The following is a 23,857-nucleotide window of genomic DNA, read 5'->3' as shown; positions in this document are numbered from 1 at the left end:
GCCGTGACCGCACTCGACCAGCGTCCCGGCGAGCGGACCGCTCCGTCGGAGCCGGGCACCGTCACCATCTCCGTCCGCTCCCTCGAGCGGATGGCCGTGGCGGTCGTCCACGAGGAGCTGGGCGTCGAGGTCTCCGCGATCCGCGTCCGGCTGTCGGACGACAGCGGCGGCCTCGCGCTCGCCGTCTCCGCCCCGGTCCTGACCGAGGGCGCTTCCACCGCCGAGGGGAGCCTGCTCGATCGCCTCCACCGCGACCGGGCGGCCATCGCCTCCCGGATGGGCGCGCTCACCGGCCGCACCGTCAGCCGCGTGGACATCCGCGTGACCGGCACCCGCACCCCGACCCGAGCCACGAGGAGAGTCGCATGAGCCCCGCAGCCACACCGCGCGACGCGGCGCCGGACGCGCGCTACCGCCGCTACCTGCGCCGCGAGACGCACAGCTCGCGCTCGGCCGCCCAGATCGTCGTGCTCGTGCTGATCATCCTGATCGCCGCGTACGTCGGAACGGAGGCGGTGCTCGCGATCTTCGGCGCCGCTCCGCTGCTGCTGGCACCGTCCGCGCTCCTCGGCGCGATCGTCGGCGTGACCGATCTCGCCTCCGGCGCGATCATCGGCATCGCCGTCGGCACCGCGGTGCTGGCGCTGATCCTGCTGGTCCTCGCCCTCGCCCCCGGTGCCCGCGCCCGCCACACCGTTGCGGACGACCGCCTCGCCGTGGTGATCGACGACGGCGTGATCGCCTCCTCGCTCGCCCGCTCGGCCCGCTCGGCCGCCCGGTCGCGTCGCGAGGACACCCGCGCCTCGATCGGCCGCCGCACCGCCGTGATCGAGGTGACCCCCTCCTCGGGGATCACCGTCGACCGCGACTCCGTGCAGTCCGCGGTCGACGACGAGCTGAGCCGCATCGCGGCGACGCCCGCCACCCGCGCCACCGTCCGCATCTCCGAATCCGGGAGGATCTGATGACCACGAGCAACCGGTTCGTGAACCGGCTGATCCTCTTCCTGGTCGGCCTCGTCCTCGCCGCCGTCACGGCAGGCCTGGTCCTGATCGCCGTCTCCCAGCCGGTCCGCGACGCGGTCGCCGACTTCGCGGACGGCCAGGGCGCGGCCCTCGTCTCCCGCATCTCGCCGGAGGACGGCACCGCCTGGAGCGACGCGGCCGTGCTGTGGCCGCTCTACGCGATCGTCGGGATCTGCCTGCTGGGCATCGTGCTCGCGATCGTCCTGATCTCCGCGCACGGCCACGGCCGCACGAGCACCGTCCTCACCGACGCCGGCTCGTCCAGCGGGGTCGCCGGAGAGGTCGAGATCGCCACCGGCTTCGCCGAGGACGTGCTCGAGAACGCGCTGGCCGGCCGCACCGACCTGATCGACGTCACTGTCTCGGCCTACCGCCACGGCTCGTCGACGGCGCTCAAGGTCCGGGTCCTGCCCCGCGGCGGGGTCTCGCCCCGCACGGTCGTGGACGCGGTGCACCAGGAGGTCCTGGAGCTCGATCGCCTGCTCGGCGCGCGACTGCCCGTCGTGCTCGAGGTCGCCTCGAGCGCCCGGGCCGGGTTCTCCAAGGAGGACCGGGTCGCCTGACCCGCGAGCGCCCGCGCTCGCCCACCACTTCCTCCGACGGCCGTCGCCGGAGGACGAACCGAATCGAACGGAAGGAGCCCCTCATGGGTGCTGACGACAAGATCCGCAACGCGGCCGAGAACCTGCTCGGCAAGGCCAAGGAAGCGGCCGGCAAGCTGACCGACAACGAGAAGCTCGAGGCCGAGGGCCAGGCCGACCAGACCAAGGCGCACACCAAGAAGGTCGGCGAGGACGTCAAGGACGTCTTCAAGAACTGACGCCCGCGTCGAACGACGAAGAGGCCGCCTGTCGCTGATGCGACGGCGGCCTCTTTCGCTGTGTCCGGGCTCCCTGCGGAGTCCTGAACTCGCGGCTCCGGTTCCGGCTCAGACGCTCCAGAACATGATGCGTCCGGCGGAGGCCGAGTCGATGCTCTGGTCGAGGTTGTCGGCGGTGTGCGAGGAGTAGAGGATCGTGCTCCCCTTCACGCTCGTGACGACGCCGGTGTGGTCCCAGTCGCCCGAGCCGTCCCAGTCGAACTGCACGACGTCGCCGGGCTTCACGTCCGCGCGCTGCGCGTTCGTCAGGGGCGTCGCCCGCTCCGGGTGCGCGGCCAGATAGGAGTTGAAGGCGGTCGAGGACGCCCAGGCCGAGCTGTAGCCGCCGGTGCGCGAGTAGCTCCACTCGGCGTCCATCTCCCAGCCGCGGGCGATCAGCGACTGGGAGGTGAAGTTGACGCAGTCGTTGCCGCCGATGACGCCGTACTGCGCGGAGTTGTAGTCGGACCAGTAGGTCTGCAGGTAGTCGAGCTGCGAGGCGAGGCGGCTGGCCTCGAGCGCGGCGGCGGCCTTCGCGGCCTCGATCGCCGGGTCGGGCGTGTAGGCGAACGTGATCGCGGAGGCGACGACCTTGGTGGTCGCGAGCACGCCGGTGGCGGTCGGGCTGGGCGAGGCGGTCGCGGTGGGGGCGACGAGCTCGGCGGGCTGCGCCTCGGTCGCGGCGGCGGCCGGCGTCGCGGTCGGAGTGGCGGTCGCGTCGGCGGCCTTCGGAGTGGCGGCCGGAGTGACCGTGGTCGCGGTCAGCGGCTCCTCGGTCGGAGTCGTGGTGTCCACGGCGGGCTGCACCGTCTCGACCGGTGTGCCGTCCACGGTCGCGGCGGCGACGGAGTCCGTGACGGCGTCGAAGGTGATCGGCGCGCCACCGGCGTCGAAGAAGGCGACGGGGACGACACCCTCGGTCTCGCCGTCCGCGGGCGGCGCGGTGACAGTGATCTGGTCGGGGTTGTCGACCGTGACGCTGCCCTCGGCGTCGCCGAAGCGGACCGTGGCGACGGAGTCGAGGTTCGAGCCGGCGATGGTGACGCTCGTGCCGCCGGCGACGGTGCCGGTGGTGGTCGAGACGCTGCTGAGCACCACGCGGGCGTCGGCCGTGGTGGCCGGCAGCACGGTGACGGGAGCGGCCGTCGCGGTCGGGGCGGCGGTGGAGGCGGTGGAGGCGGTCGCCGACTCGGCGTCGGCGGAGGCGCCGACGGTGAGGCTCACGCCGGAGGCGGCGGCCACGAGGACGAGCCCGCCCGACATCGCCAGCACGAGGTGCCGGCGCGAGGGGCGGAAGAAGGAGGAGCCGCGACGAGCGGGCTCGACGCGCTGGCGGTGCCCCTCGGCGGCGCGGCGGTCGCGGCGGGAGGGGAAGACGTCGCCGCTCGCGGGGTGCAGCGGGGCTCCGGCGGAGGGGCGGATGCCCTCGGCGGCCGGCGCGAGCGCGGCGGGAGCGAGGACGGCCGGGGCCGGTGCCTCGACCGCGGGAGCGGCGGCAGCGGCAGGAGCGGCGACCGGAGTCGCGCGGACGCGGCCCTCGCGCTCGCGCGCCTCACGGCGGGTCAGCGGCGGTGCGAGCTGAGCGTCGGCGGGGGCGACCTCGGCGGCAGCGGGCACGGTGGAACGGGTGGAACTGTGGGGCACAGGGGAACTCACGGGTCGGTGCGCACGGGGGCGGGGGCGTGCGGAATTTCAGGGGGAAGCGGCCATGTCACCACGCGGGAGTCGGAGTCCCCTAAGGGTGACCTCCGAAAGCACTCCGAGTAACGGTACGGTAACAACGCCCGTCTGTCACGTCCGCTTCTGATCGCGGCCGTCTCCGCAAGCCCTTGCGCACCGGTTTCCGGACACATCCGGATGTCCGAACGGACACGCCTTCAGCCCTCGAGCCGCTCGATCCTGCGAACGGCCGCACGCCGCCGATTGTGCAGCCACCCCCAGCTCGAGAAGTTCCGGGCGTAGAAGATCCAGATTCCCGGGATGGTCGGCAGACCCTCCTCCGCCAGGCGCGCGTTGATCCGCTGCCCGTCCTTCCCACTGCCGTCGCTCTCGGCGAAGACCGACTGGAGGCGAACGAGCACGTCGGAGGAGAACGGATGTCCGGCGATCGCGGCGTCGATCGCCTCCAGCTCGCGCTGCAGCTTCTCCCGCGTCGGTCTCCGGAGCACCGCGCTTCCCTTCCGCCTCTCGGCCCCGCGGGCGGGAACCCCTCCCGCCCGCGTCTCAACAGGCTTGTCACCCTCCAGCGGATGCGCCGACAGCTCCCCAGTCCGTTCGAGCACAGGGCAGGCTCGCCGACGGACGACGAGCGGGTTCAACCCCGATGCCGCTCGATCTTCCGCACGGCCGCGCGCCGCCGGTTGTGCAGCCACCACCAGCTGAGCGAGTACCGCAGCGTGGAAGCTCCGATCGTCTGAAGTTCCGGCAGGCCCTGCTCACGCAGTCGCGCGCTGATCAGCTCCTTGTCCCCGTCGCCGTCCTCGATGACGGCGAAGGCGCGCGTGATCGTCTCGGACCTGAAGGGATGCGCTTCAATGGCGTCATCGATCGAGCGGAGCTCACGCGATAAGCGCTCAGGTGAGCGTCGGCGGAACACGCTCCGGCCCTACTTTCCCCGGAGGCAGACCATGATCGACACGGCCAGCCCTCCACCGATCGATCCCGGCCCGCCCGACGCCATGATCGACACGATCTGCGGCCCGTTGATTCCGAATCCGATGAGGCACTTGAACACGAAGGGCGCCAGCCACGCCGGATCGGCAACGACCGGGTAGGACACTCCGGGCGCCGTGTGATCGACGGTCTGAGTGAGGGTCGAACCGGACACGGAGTAGTGCGTCGGGACCCGATCCCCGTCCGCGTCGATCGCCCACGCTGCTCCGATGAGCAGCGCGAGGCCGCCGTCGGCGTCGACGACCGCCGCTCCTTCGCCGAGCAGCTCGAGCCGCTGCCCCTCGGCGAGGGTCACGTCGTAGGAGTAGTCGGCCGGAGCCTGAGCATCCGCGATCGTCGTCAGCATCTGCACGCCTCGATCGCCGACCACGACGGAGGTCGCGCTGTGAACCGCGGGGTACACGACTCCGCCGCCCGCGAGGGCGGCAGCCGGACCGGCGCTCTCCGCGCCAGGGAGATCGACGATCACGGTCCGAGCACCGTCGCCGATCCGGACACCGGCGGACGGATCGGACGGCACGACGACCGAGCCGGAGCCCAGGGCAGCTGCCCCGGCACCCTCGAGAACAGCGTCGTGGAGGAGAGTCGGATCGACCCTCTCGACGTTCTCGAGGGCCTCGGCGACGGTCTTCGGCGCGAGCGTCGGCGGGCCCGGATCCTCGGCGGCGATGGCCGCCGGGGCGAGGAGTGCGGAGACGGCCACGAGGGCCGTGAAGGACAGTGCGGACGAGCGCCTCGAGGAGGCGAGCAGCGGGAATGTCATGAGATCTCCTTCGATCGAAAGCGAGCCTGCCTCGCTTTGAAGGAGAGGTTAGGGACGCGCTCGTTCGAACGGAAGGCGTGGCGTGGGACGCCCGACAGGGCGCGCCAGGAGGCGCGAGGGGGTGATCTCGAGCCGCCGATCAACCGTCCGGGGACGCCGCTACGAGACCGTGCCCGGCGCGTAGTCGGGGGCGTCCGGCAGCCCGAACAGGCGCTCCAGCGTCGGAATGCCGGCGTCGTGCAGGTGCTGCGCGAGCTCCACGCCGATGTAGCGGAGGTGGTACGGCTCGGACTCGTAGCCGGTGATCGGCGTGGTGTCGGGCTTGTAGCGGACGAGGAAGCCGAAGCGGTGCGCGTTCGCGCCGACCCACTGGCCCTCGGGGGTGTCGCCCCAGCAGATCTCGAGGGCGCAGGTCCCCGAGGAGCCGACGACGTCGACGGCCCAGCCGGTCTGGTGCTCGCTGTGCCCCGGGCGCGCGCTGGTCGCGTCCGCTCCGGCCTGGCCGCGCGAGGACACCCAGCCGGCGTAGACGCTGACCTGGGTGTCGTAGGAGCGGTAGGCGCTCTGCACCGCGAGCGTCAGCCCGGCCTCGCTCGAGGCCGCCGCGAACATCGGCACCAGCGCGTCCGCGGTCGCCTGGCGCATCGGCTGGCGGTTGACGTAGCGGACGTCGGGGTAGACGAGGTCGGCCGGCACGTAGTCGACCGGGTTCAGGGTGCGGAGCTTGTTGACGACCACCCAGATGCTGGCCGGGTCGTCGTTCGAGTGGGCGGAGAGGTCGATCCCGGGCGTCGCAGTCGGCGTCGGCGTGGGCGTCTCGGTCGGGGTCTCGACCGGAGCGGCGCTCGCCGTGGCGGAGGCGCCGGCCGACGCGCCCGGGGTGGCACTCGGAGTCGCGGACGCGGTCGGAGCGTTCGCGCGGCCGGCGCCGAGGGCCGCGTTCACGCCGACGGCCGCGACTCCGGCGGCCACGGCGACTCCGCCGATCACCAGTGCTCGGCGCCGGAGGGGGCGCCCCTCCGGGGTCGGGTTCTCGTCCGAGGTCATGCTCCGAGCCTACGCGGGAGCCCGATCCCGCCCCCCTCGAGGGATGTCAAGCACTGAGGGGTGTATCCGTTCAGCACTGCTCCTCCATGGGGGTGTCGAATATCCTCAAAGGATTCACATAAGCAGACCCCCTAGCTTGAGTGCCAGCCTCGGCGACCGCGCGCATCCGCCCCCTCGGATGAGCCGCCCACCGGTCCCGATGACGAGAGGACCCCATGCTGCGCCCCCTGCACGTCCGAGCAGTCCCCCTCCCCGCCCTCGCCCGCGCGATCGAGCTGCCCGACGGCGACGTCCCGCCCGTCGAGGTGACCGGGATCACGCTCACCGCCTCGGACGTCGAGCCGGGCGACCTCTTCGTCGCTCTCGCCGGCGTCCACCGCCACGGCTCCGACTTCGTCGCCGAGGCCGCCGAGCGCGGCGCCGTCGGCGTCCTCACCGATCCGGCCGGCGAGTCCGCCTCACGCGCCACCGGTCTGCCCGTGCTGGTCGTCGACGACCCGCGGGCCCGCCTCGGCGCCGTCGCCGCCGTCGTCTACGCGACCACCGAGCGCGCCCCCCTGCTCCTCGGCGTCACCGGCACCAACGGCAAGACCTCGACGGTGCACATGCTCGAGGGGATGCTGCGCCAGCTCGGCGTCGTGCCCGGCCTCAGCTCCACAGCCGAGCGCCACATCGGCGACACCTCGGTGACGAGCGGGCTGACCACTCCCGAGGCCACCGAGCTGCACGCTCTCATCGCCCGGATGCAGGAGGAGGGCGTCGGCGCCGCGGCGATCGAGGTCAGCGCGCAGGCCCTCACCCGGCACCGCGTCGACGGCGTCGTCTTCGACGTCGCGGCGTTCACGAACCTGAGCCACGACCACCTCGACGACTACGGCGACATGGACACCTACTTCGCCCAGAAGGTGCAGCTGTTCCAGCCCGACCGCTCCCGCCGCGCGGTCGTCTCGCTCGACTCGCCCGCCGGGCAGCGGGTCGTGGCGGAGGCGGGCGTGCCCGTCACCACGATCACCTCGCTCCCCGACGTCGACGCCGACTGGCGGGTGAGCATCCTCGAGCAGGAGTTCGGCCGCACCCACTTCCGCGTCGAGAACCGGGAGAACCGGGCGATCACCACCTCCGTCCCGATCATCGGCTCGCACATGGCGGCCAACGCCGCCCTGGCGATCGTGATGCTGATCGAGGCGGGCCGCCCGATCGGCGAGATCCGCGCCGCCCTGCACCGCGACGGCGGCCTCGACGTCTCGCTCCCCGGCCGCACCGAGCGCGTCTCGGGCGAGCGCGGCCCCACCGTCTACGTCGACTTCGGTCACAGCGCCGACGCCTTCGCCCGCACGCTCGAGGCGGTCCGCGAGGTCACCACGGGCCGCGTGATCATGGTCTTCGGCGCCGACGGCGACCGCGACGCCCTGAAGCGGCCCGCGATGGCCGAGGCGGCGGTCTCGGGCAGCGACGTGCTGGTGATCACCGACCACCACCCGCGCTTCGAGGATCCGGCGTCGATCCGCGCCACGCTGCTGGCGGCGGCTCGGGCGGCGCGTCCCGACGGCGAGATCCACGAGGTCGACGACCCCAAGCGGGCGATCCGCGTCGCGGTGTCGCTGGCGCACGAGGGCGACTCGATCCTCTGGGCGGGACCCGGGCACCAGAACTACCGCGACATCGAGGGCGTGCGGACGCCGTACTCGGCACGAGCGGAGGCGCGGGCGGCGCTCCGCGAGGCCGGCTGGGCCGAGGCGGGGGTACCGGCGCACAGCTGATCGCCGGCGCTTGGGATCCTTGATCGACGGCCTTCCCGGACCCTGATCGACGACATCGGACCGCGGATCGGGCGGTCCCCTCTGAGATCCTCCACAGGCTCGCCGGAAGCAGTGCCGGTGAGCTCGCACGCGGTGTAACTTTGCGCAGCACGCAACGTTTGCGGCGGTCCGCCGTGCCCTGGCGGCGTCCGCCAGACAAGGGGACCCCCGTGACCGATTCCGCCCGCCCGCCCGCGACCGCCGCCTCCCCGTCGGGCGCGATCATGACGCACCGCCAGATCCTCTTCGTGATCTTCGGCCTGATGGCGGGGATGTTCCTGTCCTCGCTCGACCAGACCATCGTCGGCACGTCGATGCGCACCATCGCCGACGACCTCGACGGCCTCTCGCAGCAGGCCTGGGTCACCACCGCGTACCTGATCGTCTCGACGATCGCGACGCCGATCTACGGCAAGCTCTCCGACATCTTCGGCCGCCGCCCGCTCTACCTGATCGCGATCGTCCTGTTCCTGATCGGCTCGCTCCTGGCCGGCTTCGCGACCTCGATGCTCGGCCTCGCCGGCTTCCGCGCGGTGCAGGGCCTCGGCGCCGGCGGACTGATGTCGCTCGCCCTCACGGTGATGGGCGACATCCTCCCGCCGCGCGAGCGCGCCAAGTACCAGGGCTACTTCCTCGCCGTCTTCGGCATCTCGAGCGTCGTCGGTCCGCTGATCGGCGGGCTCCTCGCCGGCACCCCCGAGATCCTCTTCATCACCGGCTGGCGCTGGGTCTTCCTGATCAACCTGCCGATCGGCGCCGTCGCGCTCTTCATCGTCGTGCGCTTCCTGCACCTGCCCAGGCCCGCCGCCCGTCGCTCCGTGCGGATCGACTGGTGGGGCGCCGCGCTCGTCATCGTCGCCGCCGTGCCGCTCCTGCTCGTCGCCGAGCAGGGCCGCGAGTGGGGCTGGGGCTCGCCGATCGCCTGGGTCTGCTACGTCGTCGGCGTGCTCGGCATCGTCGGCTTCATCGCCGCGGAGCGGATGATGGGCGACGACGCGCTGATCCCGCTCAAGCTCTTCCGCTCGCCGACCTTCTCGATGGCGACCGTCCTGGGCGTGCTCGTCGGCTTCGGCATGTTCGGCGGGATGATGGCGCTCCCGCTCTACCTGCAGCTCGTCAACGGCGCGACGCCGACCGAGTCCGGCTTCCTGATGCTGCCGATGATCCTCGGCCTGATGATCGCCTCGATCGTCTCGGGCCAGATCATCTCCCGCACCGGCCGCTACCGCGCCTTCCCCATCCTCGGCACCTTCCTGATGTCGGCGGCGTTCTTCTACCTGTCCTTCGTCTCGATCGACAAGCCGGTGATCTTCGTGATGGGCGGCATGCTGCTGCTCGGCCTCGGCCTCGGCCAGATGATGCAGACGCTGACCCTCGCCTCGCAGAACTCGGTCGACACGGCGAACATGGGCGTCGCGACCAGCGCCTCGACGTTCTTCCGCCAGATCGGCGGCACGCTGGGCACCGCGGTCATCTTCTCGGTGCTGTTCAGCCGCATCCCGGAGACGATCGCCGCGGCGTTCAAGAACCCGACGATCGCTGCGAACCTGCAGGCCGCCGCCTCGGACCCGACCATCGCGGCCGACCCGGCCAACGCCGGCATCCTGAAGCTGCTGCAGTCGCAGGACTCGTCGGCGATCGGCTCCGCACTCGACGGCGACACCTCGTTCCTGAACACGGCGAACGACGCGCTCTCGGCGCCGTTCCTCACCGGCTTCAACGACGCGACGGTGACCGTGTTCCAGGTCGCGCTCGGCGTGGTCCTGCTCGCCTTCGTGCTCTCCTGGTTCCTGAAGACCCCGCCGCTGCGGGCGAAGTCGGCCATGCAGGAGGCTCACGACCTCGCGAACGAGGACGCCGCGGCCGAGCTGCGCCGCACCGACCCGCAGATGGCCGCCCGCGCCGGTGCCGATCTCGCCGCCGGGAGCATCGAGCCCGACGTGCGGACCGACTCCGTCGCCACGGCGCCCCGGCGCACGGAGGACGGCGACCGGCGCGGCTGAGCGCTCCGCCCGGTCGACTCCCCGCGACCCTCGACGGCCCGGACGCCTCGGCGTGCCGGGCCGTCGGCGTTCCCGGAGCCGTGCCTCCGCCCGCCATGCCGCCTTGCCCACCGCCCACCCCGCCAGCGCGGTGAGAGAGCGCTCCACCGGGATGGTCGTAGGATGACGGGACAGCCGCCGAAGGAGTCCGCAGTGACCGTTCCCCCCTCCCCCGCCTCGCCGACCCTGCCGGAGCAGATCGCCCTGGCCGAGCGCCTCGCCGCGCGCGACTGGCCCGCCGGATTCCTCTGGGGCTCCGCCACCGCCGCCGCGCAGATCGAGGGCGCCGGCCACGAGGGCGGCAAGGAGGACAGCATCTGGGACGCCTTCTCCCGCGTCCCCGGTGCCGTCGCGAACGGCGACACCCCCGAGGTCGCCGTGGACCACTACCACCGCATGCCCGCCGACGTGCAGCTGATGAAGCGCCTCGGCCTCGACTCCTACCGCTTCTCGGTCAGCTGGTCGCGGGTGAAGCCCGGCGACCGCGCCGTCAACACCGAGGGACTCGACTTCTACTCCCGCCTCGTCGACGAGCTGCTCGGCGCCGGCGTCCTGCCCTGGCTGACCCTCTACCACTGGGACCTCCCGCAGGCCCTCGAGGAGACGGGCGGCTGGACGAACCGCGACACCGCCGAGCGCTTCCGGGACTACGCGGAGGCCGTGCACGCGCGCCTCGGCGACCGCGTGGCGCACTGGACCACCTTCAATGAGCCGTTCTGCTCGACCCTGCTCTCCTACGGCGCCGGGATCCACGCGCCCGGCGTGATCTCGCAGCAGGCCGCTCTCGCCGCCGTGCACCACACCCACCTCGCGCACGGGCTCGCCGTCTCGGCCCTGCGCGAGCTCGGCGCGCAGAACCTCGGCATCACGCTCAACCTCTCCAACGCCGTCCCCGACGACCCGGAGGACGAGGTCGACCTCGACGCCGCCCGCCGCTTCGACGCGCTGCAGAACCGCATCTTCCTCGACCCGCTGCTGCTCGGCGAATACCCCGAGGACCTGCTCGAGGACGTCGCTGGCCTGGGCCTGGACGAGCTGATCCAGGACGGCGACCTGGCGACGATCGCGCAGCCGCTCGACTTCCTCGGCGTGAACCACTACCACGACGACAACGTCTCCGGGCACCCGCTGCCGGCCGGCGCGGAGGACTTCGCCCAGGCGACCGAGCGCGAGGTCGGCTCGCCGTGGGTCGGCTCGGAGTCGATCACCTTCCCCTCGCGCGGCCTCCCCCGGACCGCGATGGACTGGGAGGTGCACCCCGACGGGCTGCGCTACCTGCTCACCCGGCTGGGCCTGGAGTACGAGAACCTGCCGGCGCTCTACGTCACCGAGAACGGCGCCGCGTACGACGACGTCGTCGAGGACGGCCGCGTGCACGACGTCGACCGCACGCAGTACGTGCTCGACCACGTCGAGAAGGTCGCCGACGCGATCGACCAGGGCGCCGACGTCCGCGGCTACTTCGTCTGGTCGCTGCTCGACAACTACGAGTGGGCCTGGGGCTACGAGAAGCGCTTCGGCATCGTCCACGTCGACTACTCCAGCCAGGAGCGGCTGATCAAGGACTCGGGACTCGTCTACTCGCGCCTCATCGGCGGCGCCGCGGCCGAAGCGCTGGACTAGACCGTGTCCGAGGGGATCAGGGGAGGCGGGCGCTCGCCGACGCTCGAGGCCGTCGCCGCGCGGGCAGGCGTCTCCCGCGCCACGGTCTCGCGGGTCGTCAACAACGCGCCGCAGGTCGCCGCCGAGATCGTCGCCGCCGTGCAGAAGGCCATCGCCGAGCTCGACTACGTGCCCAACCGGGCCGCGCGGATGCTCGCCTCCCGCCGCACGCAGTCGATCGCGCTGATCGTGCCGGAGTCGACCGCGCGCGTCTTCGCCGACCCGTTCTTCGCCGCGATCGTGCAGGGCGCCGCGATGCGCCTCGCCGACACCGACTACACGCTCTCGATGCTGATCGCGTCGGAGACCAGCGGCGAGAAGACCCGCCGCTACCTCCTCGGCGGCAACGTCGACGGCGCCCTGGTCGTCTCGCACCACTCCGGCGACCACTCCTACGCCGCGCTGTCGAACTCGCTGCCGATCGTCTTCGGCGGCCGGCCGCTCTCGCCGGACGAGCGCGACTCCTACTTCGTCGACGTCGACAACGCCGACGGGGCCGCCGTCGCGACCGCGCACCTGATCGCGGGCGGCCGCCGCCGCATCGCGACCATCGCCGGCCCGGCCGACATGCCCCCCGGCGTCGACCGCCTGATCGGCTGGCGCAGCGCCCTCACCGACGCGGGGCTCGACGACTCGCTCGTCGAGTGGGGCGACTTCTCGCCCGAGAGCGGCACGGAGGCGATGCGCCGCCTCCTCGAGCGCGACCCTGCCATCGACGGGCTCTTCGCCGCCAACGACCAGATGGCCGTCGGCGCCTACGCCGCGCTCCGCGAGGCCGGCCGGCGCGTCCCCGAGGACGTCGCCGTCGTCGGCTTCGACGACGACATCTTCGCCCGCTCCGCCGTGCCCGCCCTCAGCACCGTCCGCCAGGTCCCCGTCGAGCTCGGCGCCCGCATGGCCGAGCTGCTGACCGCCCGCATCGAGGGCGCCGACGTCGAGCACCGCACCCTGATGCCCACCGAGCTGATCGTCCGCGCCAGCTCCTGACGGCGCCCGGCGCACCTCCCCTCCCCGCGAGCCCCCGCCTGCCCTCCCCCGCCCGTCCTCCCCCGCCCGTCCTCCCCCGCCCGTCCTCCCCGCCCGTCCTCCCCGCCCGTCCTCCCCGCCCATTCCTCAAAAGTTGCGGTAGTCGCACGCGAGTACCGCAACTTTCGAGGAGTCGCCGCGTCGGCAGCGGCGTCCGGCCGACCCCCAGCCGGGAGCGCGAAGGCGGCCCCTCTCCCACTCCTCAAAAGTTGCGGTAGTGGCGTGCGACTACCGCAACTTTTGGAGAGTGACCGAGTCGGGAGCGCGACCGGCCGAATCGGTGCGGGGCGTGCGGCACGGAGGGCTGAGCCCTCCCCGACTCCTCAGTAGTTGCGGTAGTGGCGACGCGTGACTACCGCAACTTCTCGAGGGTGGGCGCGGCGTCAGCCGACCCAGCCGTGGGCGCGGAGGGCGGCGCGGATCTCGGCGATCGTGCGCGCGCGTCCGCGGGCCAGGCCCTCGGCGCGGACGGGGACGGTGATCCAGCCCGCGAGCTGGAGGTCGAGCAGGCGCTGCCGGTCGCGGGCGAACTGGGCGTCTCCGGTGCGGTGATGAGCTCCGTCGTACTCGGCCAGCACCTTCCGCTCCTCGAAGACGAGGTCGCCGATCGCGATGAGGCGACCGCCCGCCCTGATCGGGGCGTTCGCCCGCGGCGCGGGGAGACCTGCTTCGACGACGGCGAGACGCAGATCGGTCTCAGGTCGCGAGGCGGCGGCGTCCGACGCGACGGCCAGCGCCGCTCGAAGTGCCCGTGACCCTCGCCCGTGGTAGGCGTCGAGCGCGAGCGCGAGCTGCTCCTTCGTCGCGAAAGGACGATCGACCGAGGCTGCCCGCGGGACGAACAGGAGGTGGTCGGTCGCCGTGACCAGCTCCTTGTGCGGCAGCTCCGCTCCGAGGAGCAGCCAGGTCGAGGCGGCATCGGTGACGGGGAGCCCGAGTCGCTCGACCACGCTCACCCTGGTCGCCGAGATCACGTGCCCGATCACCCCGCGGCACCGGGGCGGACGAGCCGGATCGAAGACGGACACGTGCACCGGATCGTCCTCGGCGGCGCGAGCAGGCAGGGGGATCCCGAAGACGACAGCCGCGGTGAGATGCGAGTAGAACTGCCCGGCACGCAGCCTCGGCACGTAGGCCTGCGCCCGCTGGAGGTGTGTCCTCGGCTCGACGAGCGTCCGCACCCCGTGGAAGGGGCGGGCGAGAGCGCGGCTCCGGACCCGGTCCTCCGTCCAGCCGGCCTTGATCGCGGCACCGCGGGTGAAGGCTCCGAGGGGACCGACTGCTTCGCTCATCCCCCGATGGTGCACGGCCCTCCGCACCCCCACCGGCTCTCCACAGCCCCGCTCCCCCGCGACTCCCCTGTGGAGGAGCCTCCCGCGCCGGATCCGCCGCCCACTCCTCGAAAGTTGCGGTAGTCGCGCGCCACTACCGCAACTTTTGAGTTATGGGAGGGGGAGCTCGGGCCCGTGCCACGTGGCGAGGCGGGCCTCAGAGGTACAGCGGCTCCGGGTCGTGGGCGGCGAAGCGGCGGCGCATGACGGCGATGGCGTCGGCGTGCTCGTCGACGAGGACGAAGCGGCGGCCGAGGGCGTGGGCGACGGCGCCGGTGGTGCCGGAGCCGGCGAAGAAGTCGAGGACGGCGTCTCCCTCGCGGCTGGAGGCCTGGACGATGCGACGGAGCACGCCCTCGGGCTTCTGGGTGGGGTAGCCGGTCTTCTCGCGGCCGGTGGGCGAGACGATGGTGTGCCACCAGACGTCGGTGGGGCGCTTGCCGCGCTCGGCCTTCTCGGGGGTGACGAGGCCGGGCGCCATGTACGGCTCGCGGTCCACGGCGGCGGAGTCGAAGTGGTAGCCGCGGGGGTCCTTCACGTAGACGAGGATCGTGTCGTGCTTGGTCGGCCAGCGCTTGGTGGCCTTGGCGCCGTAGTCGTAGGCCCAGATGATCTCGTTGAGGAAGCACTCGCGGCCGAACAGGGCGTCCAGCAGGACCTTGGCGTAGTGCGCTTCGCGGTAATCGAGGTGCAGGTAGAGGGTGCCGTCGTCGGCGAGCAGGCGCCAGGCCTCGGCGAGGCGCGGCTCGAGGAAGGACCAGTAGTCGTCGAAGCGGTCGTCGTAGCGGAGGAGGTCGCCGCGGATGCGCTCGTAGCTGCGGCCCTTGAAGCCGGAGATGGTCCCGGTCGCCGAGCGGACGGAGGTGGTCGACGTCCGCACCTGCGCGCGGCCGGTGTTGAACGGCGGATCGAGGTACACGACGGTGAAGGACCCGTCCGCGAGCAGCGGCAGGACCTCGAGGTTCTCGGCGTGGATCACCGCGCTCCGGGTCTCCGGGACGCCGTCCGCGATCTGGATCGTCCTGGGCACTCCGCAATGGTGTCACGGGGGCGGCGGCCCCTCCGACACGGCGCCGGTCCCTCCGACACGCCCCGGCGGGCAGCTGCCCGGGCCGCCGCGGGCCCCGGCGTAGAGTGACGCGATGATCTCCGAGGTGCGCCACGACGAGGACCGGTCCCAGTACACGCTGTGGGTCGACGGCGAGGCCGTCGGCGTCGCGGACTACGCGGTCCGCGGGGCGGACGTGGTCTTCCTGCACACCGAGATCGCGCCGGAGCACCGGCACGAGGGCCTCGGCGACCGCCTGGTCGAGGCGGCCCTGGACGACGCCCACGAGCGCGGGGCGCACGTCGTCCCGCTCTGCCCCTTCGTCGCCGACTTCATCGCCGAGCACCCGGACTACCAAGAGCTCCTCGCGAGCTGAGCGGAGCGGAGCCCGCGCCCCGGAGGGCGCCCCGCCTCACGGCACCCGGCGCAGCCACTCCGGCGTCGAGTACTTCGACGTCACGAGCTCCTCGGCCTCCGCGTACTCCTCGGCAGTGAGGTCGCCCGGAGTCCCGCCGTGCAGCTGGACGAACGTCGCCTTCATCCGCTCGATGATCTCGGCGCGGCTGAGCCCGGTCTGGCTGCGCAGCGGGTCGACGCGCTTGACCGCGGAGGCGATGCCCTTGTCGGAGAGCTTCTCGCGTCCGATCCGCAGCACCTGCACCATCTTCTCGGCGTCGATGTCGTAGCTCATCGTCACGTGGTGCAGGACGGCGCCGGAGCCGAGCCGCTTCTGCGCCGCTCCGCCGATCTTGCCGGAGGGCGAGGTGATGTCGTTGAGCGGCTGGTAGACCGCGTCGATGCCGAGCGACTGCAGCGCGCTGACGGCCCACTCGTCGAGGAAGGCGTAGGAGTCGGCGAAGGTGAGGCCCTGCACCAGGTCGCCGGGCACGTAGAGGGAGTAGGTGACGACGCTGCCCGCCTCCATGAACATCGCGCCGCCGCCGGAGATGCGGCGGACGACCTCGACGCCGTACTTCTCCGCGTTCTCGAGGTCGACCTCGTTGCGCAGCGACTGGAAGCTGCCGATCACCACGGCGGGCTGGTCCCACTCCCAGATCCGCAGCGTCGGCTCGCGGCGCCCCTCGCCGACGGCGGCGGTGAGCACCTCGTCGAGCGCGAGGTGCATCGACGGCGAGACCGCCTTCGCGTGCACGATCCGCCAGTCGTAGTCGCGCCAGCTGGTCGCCTTCTGCAGCGAGCGCCGGATCGCCACCGCGACGGCCTCGGGCGTGAAGCCGAGCAGCACGGAGTCGGCCGGGAGCGCCTGCCGGATGGCGGCGGCGATCGTCTTCGCGTCGCTCTCGGCGGGGAGCCCCACGACCGCGCGGTCGATGTCGTCGAGCGCCGTGTCGGGCTCGAGGAAGAAGTCGCCCGCCAGCCGGAAGCCGGCGAACCTCCCGTCGACGACGTCGAGGTCGACGACCACGAGCTTTCCACCGGGGACCTTGTACTCGCCATGCATGACGTCAGCCTAGGCCGGAGGAGCGACGTCCTCCCCTGCCGCCGGGAACCGCTCGTCGAGCCAGCCGGTCAGGTCGGCCGTGACCTCGACGCGGTTGAGCTCCTGGAACAGCTCGTGCCGCGCCTCCGGGTACACCCGCACGCTGACGTCTCTGTAGCCCGCGCGGCGCCGGTAGGCCTGCGCCAGCGCCCGCACCGAGCGCTCGCCGCCGAGCGTGTCGTCGGCGCCGACCACGAGCAGCAGCGGCAGGGGATGCTCGGGCCGCCGCGCGGGCCGGCCGATCAGCCGGAGCGTCTCGCGCAGCCCGATCCGCTTCGCGAGCGGAGTGGTGAAGGTCAGCGGGTCGTCGTGGAAGAGCTGCCAGACCGCCGGGTCGCGCGAGAGCCACTCGAGCCCGAGCCCGCCGGGCACCCGGTGCCGGCGGGCCAGATCGCCGGCATTCATGTAGCCGGGCAGCCGGTAGGCCGTGCCGCTGAGGATCAGCGCCGCGTAGTCGGCGGAGCGGTGGTCGACGATCCGCTGCGCCATCAGCGAGCCCCAGGAGTGGCCGAGCAGGACGATCGGGACGCCGCAGTTCTCCCCGGCGAGCTCGCGGGTGAGCCGGTTGATCGCCTCCTCCGCCGCGCGCAGACCGCCCGGCCCGAGCCGGCCGAGCTCGGCGACGTCACCGCCGTGCTGCTCGAGGCCGGTCCGCCCGTGCCCGCGGTGGTCGTCGGCGGCGACGGCGTAGCCCGCGGCGACCAGCGCCTCGGCGAGCTCGACGTAGCGGCCGGAGTGCTCGCCGACGCCGTGCGCGATCTGCACGATCGCCCTCGGGCGCGGGTGCGACCACCAGCGCCAGTGGATCGTCACGCCGTAGGCGTCCTGGAAGGTCCTGTCGACCGCGGTGCCGGGCATGGGACCAGTGTGGCCCTCCGGCCGCTGAGCGCGAAGACGAGCGGAGGAACTGAGAAGATACTCACGATCCGTCGGACAACGGTCCTGCCTGCCCGCCTGATCGCTAGCGTTCTACCGCCGTGCGGAGCCCCCACGACCGTCCCCATCCCCCTTCTCGAGCGAGGCCAGCCCCCACATGACCGTGTCGCCCCTGATCTGGACCCTGACGATCGTCTTCATCGTCCTGCTCCTGCTCTTCGACTTCTTCTTCCACGTGCGCAAGGCGCACGAGCCGACTCTCAAGGAGTCGGCGCTCTGGTCGGCCCTCTACGTCGGCATCGCCGTGCTCTTCGGCGTCGGCGTCCTCGTCTTCGGCGGACCGACCCCGGGCTCCGAGTACTTCGCGGGCTACATCACGGAGAAGGCGCTGTCGGTGGACAACCTCTTCGTCTTCCTCATCATCATGGCGAGCTTCAAGGTGCCGCGCGCCGACCAGCAGAAGGTGCTGCTCTTCGGCATCGTCTTCGCGCTGATCGCCCGCACCGGCTTCATCTTCCTCGGCGCCGCGCTGATCAACTCCTTCGCCTGGATCTTCTACCTCTTCGGCCTGATCCTGCTGCTGACGGCGTTCAACCTGGTGAAGCCCGGCGACGAGCACGCCGGCGACAACGTGATGGTCCGCCTCGCCAAGCGCGTCTTCAAGACGAGCGACCAGTACGACGGCGACAAGTTCTACACCCACATCGACGGCAAGAAGGTCCTCACGCCGATGATCCTGGTGATGGCGGCGATCGGCGGCACGGACATCCTGTTCGCCCTCGACAGCGTCCCCGCGATCTTCGGCCTCACCAGCGACGTCTTCCTGGTCTTCACCGCCACGGCGTTCTCGCTGCTCGGCCTGCGTCAGCTCTACTTCCTGATCGACGGCCTGCTCGACCGCCTCGTCTACCTCAGCTACGGCCTCGCCGCGATCCTCGCCTTCATCGGCGTGAAGCTGATCCTGCACGCGCTGCACGAGAACAACCTGCCGTTCATCAACGGCGGCGAGCACGTCGAGGTCTTCGAGATCGGCACCGGCCTCTCGCTCACCGTGATCATCGGAGTCCTGGCCGTCACGGTCATCGCCTCGCTGGTCAGCCCGAAGGGCCGCCGCATGGCCGCCGAGGCCGCGGAGCGCAAGCGCGTGGCCGCCGAGGCCGGAGCGGACGTCGAAGCCGGGCACTGACCTGCACAACTGAGGCTGGGACGCCGATCCGGAGAGGAATCCCCCGGATCGTGCGTCCCGGCCTTCGTTGTGCCGCTACTTCGCTCGGTACCGGTGCTCGGGGCGGCCCGTCGTCCCGTAGCTGAGGGTCATCTCCACCAGGCCGCGTCCCGCGAGGCCCGAGAGGTAGCGCTGCGCCGTCGCGCGCGAGATGCCGGCGCGCTCCGCGACGTCGAGGGCCGAGAGCTCCGCGCCGGACTCGGACAGGCGCGCCAGCACCAGCTGCTCCGTCGCGGAGCGGGACGGCTGGGTCGCCGCCGCATCGCCCGAGTGCAGGATGCGCAGCGCCCGCTCCACCGCCTCCTGGTCGGCGACCCGGTCCTCGCGCAGCACGTTGCGGAAGCGCACGTAGGCGTCGAGGCGCTCGCCGAGCAGCCGCGCGTCGAACGGCTTGATCAGGTAGCCGAGGGCCCCCGCGTGCAGGGCCCTCCGCACCGTCGCTCCGTCGGAGGCCGCGCTCACCACGAACGCGTCCGTCTCCAGCTCGCGCAGCAGCGCGATCCCGCTCTGGTCCGGCAGGTGCACGTCGAGCAGCAGCAGGTCCGGCGCGTGCTCGAGCACCGCCGCCCGCGCCGCCCGGGCGGTGTGCACCGGCGGCAGCGCCCGCAGGCCCTGCCGGGTGTCGACCAGATCGGCGTGCAGCTGCGCCACCCGGAAGTCGTCGTCGACGACGAGCACGCTGCGCTCCTGCTGATCCGGGGTCATCGGTCCTCCTCCTCGTCGGGCAGTTCGTCATTCAGCAGCTCCTCGTCGGGCGGCAGCACCGCGCCCGGCAGCCGCGCGCAGAGCACCGCCCCGGAGGACTCGCCACCGGCGTCCGCCAGCCAGACCTCGCCGCCGCGCCGCGCCGCGACCTCGCGGCAGAGCGGCAGTCCGAAGCCGCGGCCGTGCACGCGGTCGTCGTCCTCCTCCACCGCTCCCGGCCCGCGGGCGAAGAGCGACTCCGGGTCCGCGACGCCGTCCCCCGAGTCGGCGACCGTCACGAACAGCGCGTCCCCGTCGTCGAGCAGCTCGACCTCGACGAAGCGGACGTCCCGGCTCCCCTCGACCGCCGCGCGCACCGCGTTGTCGACGAGGTTGCCGACCACCGTCGCGACGTCCTCCGGCTCGATCACCGTCCCGCGCACCAGCGTCTCCTCGCCGAGGGTCAGCAGCACGCCGCGCTCGGCCGCCTCGATCCCCTTCGCGCCGACCAGCGCCTGGAGGTACGGCTCCTGCAGCCGGTCGGCGTGCTGCACCGGGTACTTCAGCGGCCCGCGGGTCAGCACCTCGTCGAGGTACTCGCGCGCCGAGCCGGTCCGACCGGCGTCGAGCAGCCCGGCGACCACGTGCAGCCGGTTCGCGAACTCATGCCGCTGCACCCGCAGCGCGTTGGTCATCGCGCCGACGGCGTCGAGGCGCCGGCTGAGCGCGGCGAGCGCCGTCCGATCGCGCAGCACCACGACGACGCCGAGATCGCGGTCGCCCCGGGTCACCCGCCGGATGTCGACGTAGACGATGCGGGAGCGCACGACGAAGCCCTCCTCGCCGGTCCCGCGGGAGCGCTCCGTCGAGGCGAGGGCCGCGGCGATCGCGTCGGCCAGCGGCTGCGGCAGCCCGAGGTCGCCCAGCGCGCGGCCGTGCAGCGCCCGCCCGGTCGGGTCCTCCGAGCCGAGGATCGCGGCGGCGCGCGCGTTGCAGACGCCGACCCGCCCGTCGCGGTCGAGGGCGAGCACCCCCTCGTCGACCCCGTCGAGCACCGCGGCCTGGTCCTGCACCAGCGCGGTGAGCTCCTCCGGCGCGAGCCCGAGGGTGAGCCGCAGCAGCCGGCGCCGGATGAAGACGGAGGCGACGGCCGCGAGCACGAGCCCGGCGAGCGCCGCGGCCAGCACGCCCAGCAGCGCGGTCGGCAGGTCGTCGAAGACGCTGGAGCGGGCGAAGCCGATGCTCACCTCGCCGACCACGCGCGCGCCGTCCGGCCCGTAGACCGGCACCTTCGCCCGCGCGGACTCGCCGAGCGTGCCGGTGCCCCAGGACACCGACTCCCGGCCGGCGAGCGCCTCCTCCGCACTCGTCGAGACCACCTCGCCGAGCCGCTCGGGGTCGGGGTGGGCCAGCCGGATGCCGCGGTCGTCGGTGATCACGACGAAGAGCGCGCCGGTGCGGTCCTCCACCGCCTCGGCGGCGGTCTCGAGCGTCCCGCCCTCCAGCTCGGCCCGGGAGGGCACGGCCGGGTCGGCGGAGGAGGCGGCGACCGCGTCGCGCACGTCGGCGTCCTCGGCGACGGTGCGGGCGATGGCGAGCGCCGTCTCCTCCGCCTCGCCCTGCAGCTGCTGCACGCTCAGCGCCGTGACGAGCCCCGCGCAGACCAGGACGGCCGCCGTGACCGTCGCGAGCTGCAGCACGAGCACGTGGGTCGCGAAGCGCATCGAACTCCTCGTCGTCGAGACGGCCGGGCCGGGCGAGCACCTTCGGTCCGGTCGGGATGCGCAGAATGCGCAGAACCCACACTATGCGCAGATCGCGCGCTAATGAGCGATACCCGGGCCGGGCGCCGGGGGCTGCCTAGTGTGTCCACGACCTGGAGAGCCCGCCGCGGGATCCCGGACGCACGACGACGAAGGAGTCAGCAGTGTTGGTAGTACTCGGATTCACGATGATCCTGGCCTTCATGGCCCTGATCATGACCAAGCGGCTCACGCCCATGGTCGCCCTGATCGTCGTCCCGACGATCTTCGGGCTCTTCGCCGGCGCCGGTCTCGGCATCGGCGACATGGTGCTCGAGGCGATCGGCAGCCTCGCTCCCACGGCCGCGCTGCTGATGTTCGCGATCATGTACTTCGGCATCATGATCGACGTCGGCCTCTTCGACCCGCTGATCCGCTTCATCGTCCGCGCGCTCGGCGACGACCCGGCCAAGGTCGTCCTCGGCACCGCGCTGCTCGCCGGCGCGGTCTCGCTCGACGGTGACGGCTCGACCACCTTCATCGTGACCACCGCCGCGATGCTGCCGATCTACCTCCGCCTCGGGATGAACCCCGTCGTCCTCACCTGCGTCGCCGGCCTCGCCAACGGCACGCTCAACATCGTCCCCTGGGGCGGCCCCACGGTGCGCGCCGCCGCGGCGCTGCAGGTCTCGCCGAGCGAGATCTTCGTGCCGATGCTGCCCTCGCTCGCCGTCGGCCTCGCCGTCACGCTGGTCTTCGCCTGGTTCCTCGGGCTCGGCGAGCGCCGCCGCCTCGGCTCGCTCGCCCTCGCCGAGCCGATGCTCGAGCAGGAGCTCGTCGGCGCCGGCTCGTCCCGCGGCGGCGCGGCCCACTCCGGCTCCTCGCGCACCGGCGGCCTCGCCGCCCTCACCGGCGGCATCCGCACCGTCGCCCGCGAGCGCTTCTCCTTCCTCCGCGGCCCGGAGTCGCTGCGCGGCGCCCAGGTCGCCGTCGCCGCCCGCGTCCAGGCCGACGACGCGGACACCGCGATGGCCGACACCATGCTCGACCCCGAGCGCGAGACCCTCCGCCCGAAGCTGATCTGGGTCAACCTCGTGCTGACCCTCGCCGTGATGACCCTCCTCGTCGCCGACGTCCTCCCGCTCCCCTACGTCTTCATGGTCGGCTCCGCGGTCGCGCTGCTGATCAACTTCCCGAAGATGAAGGACCAGGCGTCCGAGATCGTCAAGCACGCGCCGAGCATCGTCGGCGTCGTCTCGATGGTCCTCGCGGCCGGCGTGCTGATCGGCGTCCTCAACGGCACCGGCATGGTCGACGCGATGGCCGAGTGGGTCGTCGACGTCATCCCGCCCGCGCTCGGCCCGTTCCTCGCCGTGATCACCGGCGTGCTGAGCATCCCGATGACCTTCTTCATGTCGAACGACGCCTTCTACTACGGCATCCTCCCGGTGCTCTCCGAGAGCGCCGCGCAGTACGGCATCGACCCGGTCGAGATGGCCCGCGCGTCGATCACCGGCCAGCCCGTCCACCTGCAGAGCCCGCTCGTGCCGGCGATCCTGCTGCTGGTCTCGCTCGCCGCGGTCAACCTGGGCGACCACCACCGCAAGGTCCTCTGGCGCGCGGTGATCGTGTCGCTGGTGATGCTCGCGGTCGGGGTCCTGGTCGGAGCGATCCCCTTCGGCTGATCCGGGGACCTGGCGTCAGCCCAGCAGCGGCGCCAGGTTCTCCGCCCAGACGTCGAAGCCGAGCTTCACGATCAGCGCGCCGACGACCACGAGGAACGCGATCCGGATGAACCGGCTGCCCTTCGCCACGGCCATCCGCGAGCCGAGGTAGGCGCCCGCCACGTTCGCGAGCCCCATGAACAGCCCGAGCAGCCAGATCACGTGGCCGCCCGGCACGAAGTACAGCAGCGCACCGAGGTTCGTCGCGACGTTGACGATCTTCGCCTTCGCGCTCGCGAGCAGGAAGTCGTAGCCCAGCGCCGTGATCAGCGCGATGATCAGGAACGTCCCTGTCCCCGGTCCGATCAGCCCGTCGTAGAAGCCGATGACGAGCCCGAGCACCCCCGCGGTCACCAGGTGCCGGCGCCCGGCGTGCCTGAGGGCGGTGACAGCGCCCATCGCGGGCCGAGCGATCGTCACCACGGCCACGACGATCAGCGCGACGACGATGATCGGCTTGAACACCGACCCGGGCAGCAGCCCCGCGAGGTTCGCTCCCCCGTAGCTGCCGGCCAGCGCCACCGCCGCCATCGGCAGCGCCGTCCGCAGGTCCGGCCTCGCCCGCCGGTAGAAGGTGATCGCGCTCGTCGTCGTCCCGAAGATCGAGGCGAGCTTGTTGGTCGCGAGCGCCTGCACGGGTGAGATGCCCGGCACGAGCAGCAGGGCGGGGAGTTGGAGCAGGCCGCCGCCGCCCACCACCGCGTCGATCCAGCCCGCGGCGAACGCGGCCAGGATCATCAGCAGGATGACGGGGAGGGCGAGGTCCTCGGTGAACGTCAGCATCGGTCGGAAGCGTATCCGGCCGCCGCCACCCCCTCGACCCGGGCGTC

The 23,857-nt window shown here is 72.4% G+C and carries 23 protein-coding genes; 11 read left to right on the top strand and 12 right to left on the bottom strand.

The window, feature by feature from the left end; translation table 11 throughout:
* Nucleotides 1–3 precede the first annotated feature (3 nt).
* The 4 genes from MT350_RS01550 to MT350_RS01535 all read left to right on the top strand — a co-directional run bounded on the left by MT350_RS01550 (nucleotide 4) and on the right by MT350_RS01535 (nucleotide 1,845).
* Nucleotides 4–369 carry a hypothetical protein gene (locus MT350_RS01550; protein WP_123734984.1) on the top strand — a complete coding sequence of 122 codons (366 nt, stop codon included), beginning with the start codon at nucleotides 4–6 and terminating at the stop codon, nucleotides 367–369.
* Nucleotides 366–965 (top strand): hypothetical protein, encoded by a 600-nt coding sequence (locus MT350_RS01545; protein ID WP_123734983.1) that lies wholly within the window; start codon nucleotides 366–368, stop codon nucleotides 963–965. Before MT350_RS01550 ends, MT350_RS01545 begins: the two co-directional genes overlap by 4 nt.
* Nucleotides 965–1,588, top strand: a complete 624-nt coding sequence (locus MT350_RS01540; RefSeq protein ID WP_243600518.1) for an alkaline shock response membrane anchor protein AmaP — start codon at nucleotides 965–967, stop codon at nucleotides 1,586–1,588. The genes MT350_RS01545 and MT350_RS01540 overlap by 1 nt, the downstream gene beginning before the upstream one ends.
* 83 nt (nucleotides 1,589–1,671) lie before the next feature.
* Entirely contained in the window at nucleotides 1,672–1,845 is a 174-nt protein-coding gene (locus MT350_RS01535) for a CsbD family protein (protein WP_123444986.1), read from the top strand.
* 108 nt (nucleotides 1,846–1,953) lie between these two features.
* Here the strand turns inward: MT350_RS01535 and MT350_RS01530 are convergent, their stop codons facing one another.
* From MT350_RS01530 to MT350_RS01510, 5 genes are all read right to left on the bottom strand, one after another.
* Nucleotides 1,954–3,528, bottom strand: a complete 1,575-nt coding sequence (locus tag MT350_RS01530) for an amidase domain-containing protein (protein WP_243615303.1) — start codon at nucleotides 3,526–3,528, stop codon at nucleotides 1,954–1,956.
* 233 nt (nucleotides 3,529–3,761) lie between these two features.
* Nucleotides 3,762–4,166 (bottom strand): hypothetical protein, encoded by a 405-nt coding sequence (locus tag MT350_RS01525; RefSeq protein ID WP_243615302.1) that lies wholly within the window; start codon nucleotides 4,164–4,166, stop codon nucleotides 3,762–3,764.
* Between the two features lie 32 nt (nucleotides 4,167–4,198).
* Complete coding sequence (locus tag MT350_RS01520) at nucleotides 4,199–4,480, bottom strand: hypothetical protein (protein WP_243600515.1); 282 nt, start codon at nucleotides 4,478–4,480, stop codon at nucleotides 4,199–4,201.
* Between the two features lie 9 nt (nucleotides 4,481–4,489).
* A complete protein-coding gene (locus MT350_RS01515; RefSeq protein WP_243600514.1) occupies nucleotides 4,490–5,320 on the bottom strand; it encodes a hypothetical protein in 831 nt (276 codons plus the stop codon).
* 159 nt (nucleotides 5,321–5,479) lie between these two features.
* Nucleotides 5,480–6,367: a M15 family metallopeptidase gene (locus MT350_RS01510; protein WP_243600513.1), complete on the bottom strand. Its 888-nt coding sequence runs from the start codon at nucleotides 6,365–6,367 to the stop codon at nucleotides 5,480–5,482.
* A 215-nt stretch (nucleotides 6,368–6,582) separates the two neighbouring features.
* Between MT350_RS01510 and MT350_RS01505 the strand changes: the two genes are divergently transcribed.
* From MT350_RS01505 to MT350_RS01490, 4 genes are all read left to right on the top strand, one after another.
* Entirely contained in the window at nucleotides 6,583–8,127 is a 1,545-nt protein-coding gene (locus MT350_RS01505; RefSeq protein WP_243600512.1) for a Mur ligase family protein, read from the top strand.
* A 263-nt stretch (nucleotides 8,128–8,390) separates the two neighbouring features.
* A complete protein-coding gene (locus MT350_RS01500) occupies nucleotides 8,391–10,169 on the top strand; it encodes an MDR family MFS transporter (RefSeq protein ID WP_243600609.1) in 1,779 nt (592 codons plus the stop codon).
* A 162-nt stretch (nucleotides 10,170–10,331) separates the two neighbouring features.
* On the top strand, nucleotides 10,332–11,831 hold the full coding sequence (locus MT350_RS01495) for a GH1 family beta-glucosidase (protein WP_374204665.1): 1,500 nt from the start codon (nucleotides 10,332–10,334) through the stop codon (nucleotides 11,829–11,831).
* A 3-nt stretch (nucleotides 11,832–11,834) separates the two neighbouring features.
* The gene (locus tag MT350_RS01490; protein ID WP_123701991.1) at nucleotides 11,835–12,857 is read left to right on the top strand and encodes a LacI family DNA-binding transcriptional regulator; all 1,023 of its coding nucleotides are present in this window, start codon (nucleotides 11,835–11,837) and stop codon (nucleotides 12,855–12,857) included.
* A gap of 422 nt (nucleotides 12,858–13,279) precedes the next feature.
* Here MT350_RS01490 and MT350_RS01485 read toward each other — a convergent pair whose 3' ends face one another.
* Nucleotides 13,280–14,188 carry a hypothetical protein gene (locus tag MT350_RS01485; protein WP_243615301.1) on the bottom strand — a complete coding sequence of 303 codons (909 nt, stop codon included), beginning with the start codon at nucleotides 14,186–14,188 and terminating at the stop codon, nucleotides 13,280–13,282.
* A 196-nt stretch (nucleotides 14,189–14,384) separates the two neighbouring features.
* Nucleotides 14,385–15,257, bottom strand: a complete 873-nt coding sequence (locus MT350_RS01480; protein ID WP_123444978.1) for a site-specific DNA-methyltransferase — start codon at nucleotides 15,255–15,257, stop codon at nucleotides 14,385–14,387.
* 112 nt (nucleotides 15,258–15,369) lie between these two features.
* On the opposite strand from MT350_RS01480, the gene MT350_RS01475 reads away from it, so the two are divergent.
* On the top strand, nucleotides 15,370–15,651 hold the full coding sequence (locus tag MT350_RS01475) for a GNAT family N-acetyltransferase (protein WP_243615300.1): 282 nt from the start codon (nucleotides 15,370–15,372) through the stop codon (nucleotides 15,649–15,651).
* 36 nt (nucleotides 15,652–15,687) lie between these two features.
* Here the strand turns inward: MT350_RS01475 and MT350_RS01470 are convergent, their stop codons facing one another.
* Both MT350_RS01470 and MT350_RS01465 read right to left on the bottom strand, forming a co-directional pair.
* On the bottom strand, nucleotides 15,688–16,737 hold the full coding sequence (locus MT350_RS01470; RefSeq protein ID WP_243615299.1) for a biotin/lipoate A/B protein ligase family protein: 1,050 nt from the start codon (nucleotides 16,735–16,737) through the stop codon (nucleotides 15,688–15,690).
* Nucleotides 16,738–16,746: 9 nt separating this feature from the next.
* The gene (locus MT350_RS01465; protein WP_243615298.1) at nucleotides 16,747–17,634 is read right to left on the bottom strand and encodes an alpha/beta fold hydrolase; all 888 of its coding nucleotides are present in this window, start codon (nucleotides 17,632–17,634) and stop codon (nucleotides 16,747–16,749) included.
* 175 nt (nucleotides 17,635–17,809) lie between these two features.
* Between MT350_RS01465 and MT350_RS01460 the strand changes: the two genes are divergently transcribed.
* Nucleotides 17,810–18,838: a TerC family protein gene (locus MT350_RS01460; RefSeq protein ID WP_123444974.1), complete on the top strand. Its 1,029-nt coding sequence runs from the start codon at nucleotides 17,810–17,812 to the stop codon at nucleotides 18,836–18,838.
* A gap of 75 nt (nucleotides 18,839–18,913) precedes the next feature.
* Here the strand turns inward: MT350_RS01460 and MT350_RS01455 are convergent, their stop codons facing one another.
* Nucleotides 18,914–19,582, bottom strand: a complete 669-nt coding sequence (locus MT350_RS01455; RefSeq protein WP_243615297.1) for a response regulator — start codon at nucleotides 19,580–19,582, stop codon at nucleotides 18,914–18,916.
* Nucleotides 19,579–21,285, bottom strand: coding sequence for a sensor histidine kinase (locus MT350_RS01450; RefSeq protein ID WP_243615296.1), 1,707 nt, complete (start codon nucleotides 21,283–21,285; stop codon nucleotides 19,579–19,581). Before MT350_RS01450 ends, MT350_RS01455 begins: the two co-directional genes overlap by 4 nt.
* A gap of 227 nt (nucleotides 21,286–21,512) precedes the next feature.
* Here MT350_RS01450 and MT350_RS01445 point away from each other — a divergent pair, with 227 nt between their 5' ends.
* Entirely contained in the window at nucleotides 21,513–22,988 is a 1,476-nt protein-coding gene (locus MT350_RS01445; RefSeq protein WP_243615623.1) for a CitMHS family transporter, read from the top strand.
* A 15-nt stretch (nucleotides 22,989–23,003) separates the two neighbouring features.
* Here the strand turns inward: MT350_RS01445 and MT350_RS01440 are convergent, their stop codons facing one another.
* The gene (locus tag MT350_RS01440) at nucleotides 23,004–23,810 is read right to left on the bottom strand and encodes a TSUP family transporter (RefSeq protein WP_243600506.1); all 807 of its coding nucleotides are present in this window, start codon (nucleotides 23,808–23,810) and stop codon (nucleotides 23,004–23,006) included.
* Nucleotides 23,811–23,857 lie beyond the last annotated feature (47 nt).

The sequence above is a fragment of the Rathayibacter sp. VKM Ac-2928 genome (genome assembly GCF_022815545.1).
Taxonomy (GTDB): Bacteria; Actinomycetota; Actinomycetes; order Actinomycetales; family Microbacteriaceae; genus Rathayibacter; species Rathayibacter festucae.
This window is presented reverse-complemented; position numbering and strand designations above follow the sequence as displayed.

What these genes read in the sequence shown, in the direction of transcription:
- MT350_RS01545 (WP_123734983.1), top strand. Translation starts at nt 366, where the DNA reads ATGAGCCCCGCAGCCACACCGCGCGACGCGGCGCCGGACGCGCGCTAC.
- MT350_RS01540 (WP_243600518.1), top strand. Translation starts at nt 965, where the DNA reads ATGACCACGAGCAACCGGTTCGTGAACCGGCTGATCCTCTTCCTGGTC.
- MT350_RS01535 (WP_123444986.1), top strand. Translation starts at nt 1,672, where the DNA reads ATGGGTGCTGACGACAAGATCCGCAACGCGGCCGAGAACCTGCTCGGC.
- MT350_RS01515 (WP_243600514.1), bottom strand. Translation starts at nt 5,320, where the DNA reads ATGACATTCCCGCTGCTCGCCTCCTCGAGGCGCTCGTCCGCACTGTCC.
- MT350_RS01510 (WP_243600513.1), bottom strand. Translation starts at nt 6,367, where the DNA reads ATGACCTCGGACGAGAACCCGACCCCGGAGGGGCGCCCCCTCCGGCGC.
- MT350_RS01505 (WP_243600512.1), top strand. Translation starts at nt 6,583, where the DNA reads ATGCTGCGCCCCCTGCACGTCCGAGCAGTCCCCCTCCCCGCCCTCGCC.
- MT350_RS01500 (WP_243600609.1), top strand. Translation starts at nt 8,391, where the DNA reads ATGACGCACCGCCAGATCCTCTTCGTGATCTTCGGCCTGATGGCGGGG.
- MT350_RS01495 (WP_374204665.1), top strand. Translation starts at nt 10,332, where the DNA reads ATGACGGGACAGCCGCCGAAGGAGTCCGCAGTGACCGTTCCCCCCTCC.
- MT350_RS01485 (WP_243615301.1), bottom strand. Translation starts at nt 14,188, where the DNA reads ATGAGCGAAGCAGTCGGTCCCCTCGGAGCCTTCACCCGCGGTGCCGCG.
- MT350_RS01475 (WP_243615300.1), top strand. Translation starts at nt 15,370, where the DNA reads ATGATCTCCGAGGTGCGCCACGACGAGGACCGGTCCCAGTACACGCTG.
- MT350_RS01470 (WP_243615299.1), bottom strand. Translation starts at nt 16,737, where the DNA reads ATGCATGGCGAGTACAAGGTCCCCGGTGGAAAGCTCGTGGTCGTCGAC.
- MT350_RS01465 (WP_243615298.1), bottom strand. Translation starts at nt 17,634, where the DNA reads ATGCCCGGCACCGCGGTCGACAGGACCTTCCAGGACGCCTACGGCGTG.
- MT350_RS01460 (WP_123444974.1), top strand. Translation starts at nt 17,810, where the DNA reads ATGACCGTGTCGCCCCTGATCTGGACCCTGACGATCGTCTTCATCGTC.
- MT350_RS01455 (WP_243615297.1), bottom strand. Translation starts at nt 19,582, where the DNA reads ATGACCCCGGATCAGCAGGAGCGCAGCGTGCTCGTCGTCGACGACGAC.
- MT350_RS01450 (WP_243615296.1), bottom strand. Translation starts at nt 21,285, where the DNA reads ATGCGCTTCGCGACCCACGTGCTCGTGCTGCAGCTCGCGACGGTCACG.
- MT350_RS01445 (WP_243615623.1), top strand. Translation starts at nt 21,513, where the DNA reads ATGATCCTGGCCTTCATGGCCCTGATCATGACCAAGCGGCTCACGCCC.
- MT350_RS01440 (WP_243600506.1), bottom strand. Translation starts at nt 23,810, where the DNA reads ATGCTGACGTTCACCGAGGACCTCGCCCTCCCCGTCATCCTGCTGATG.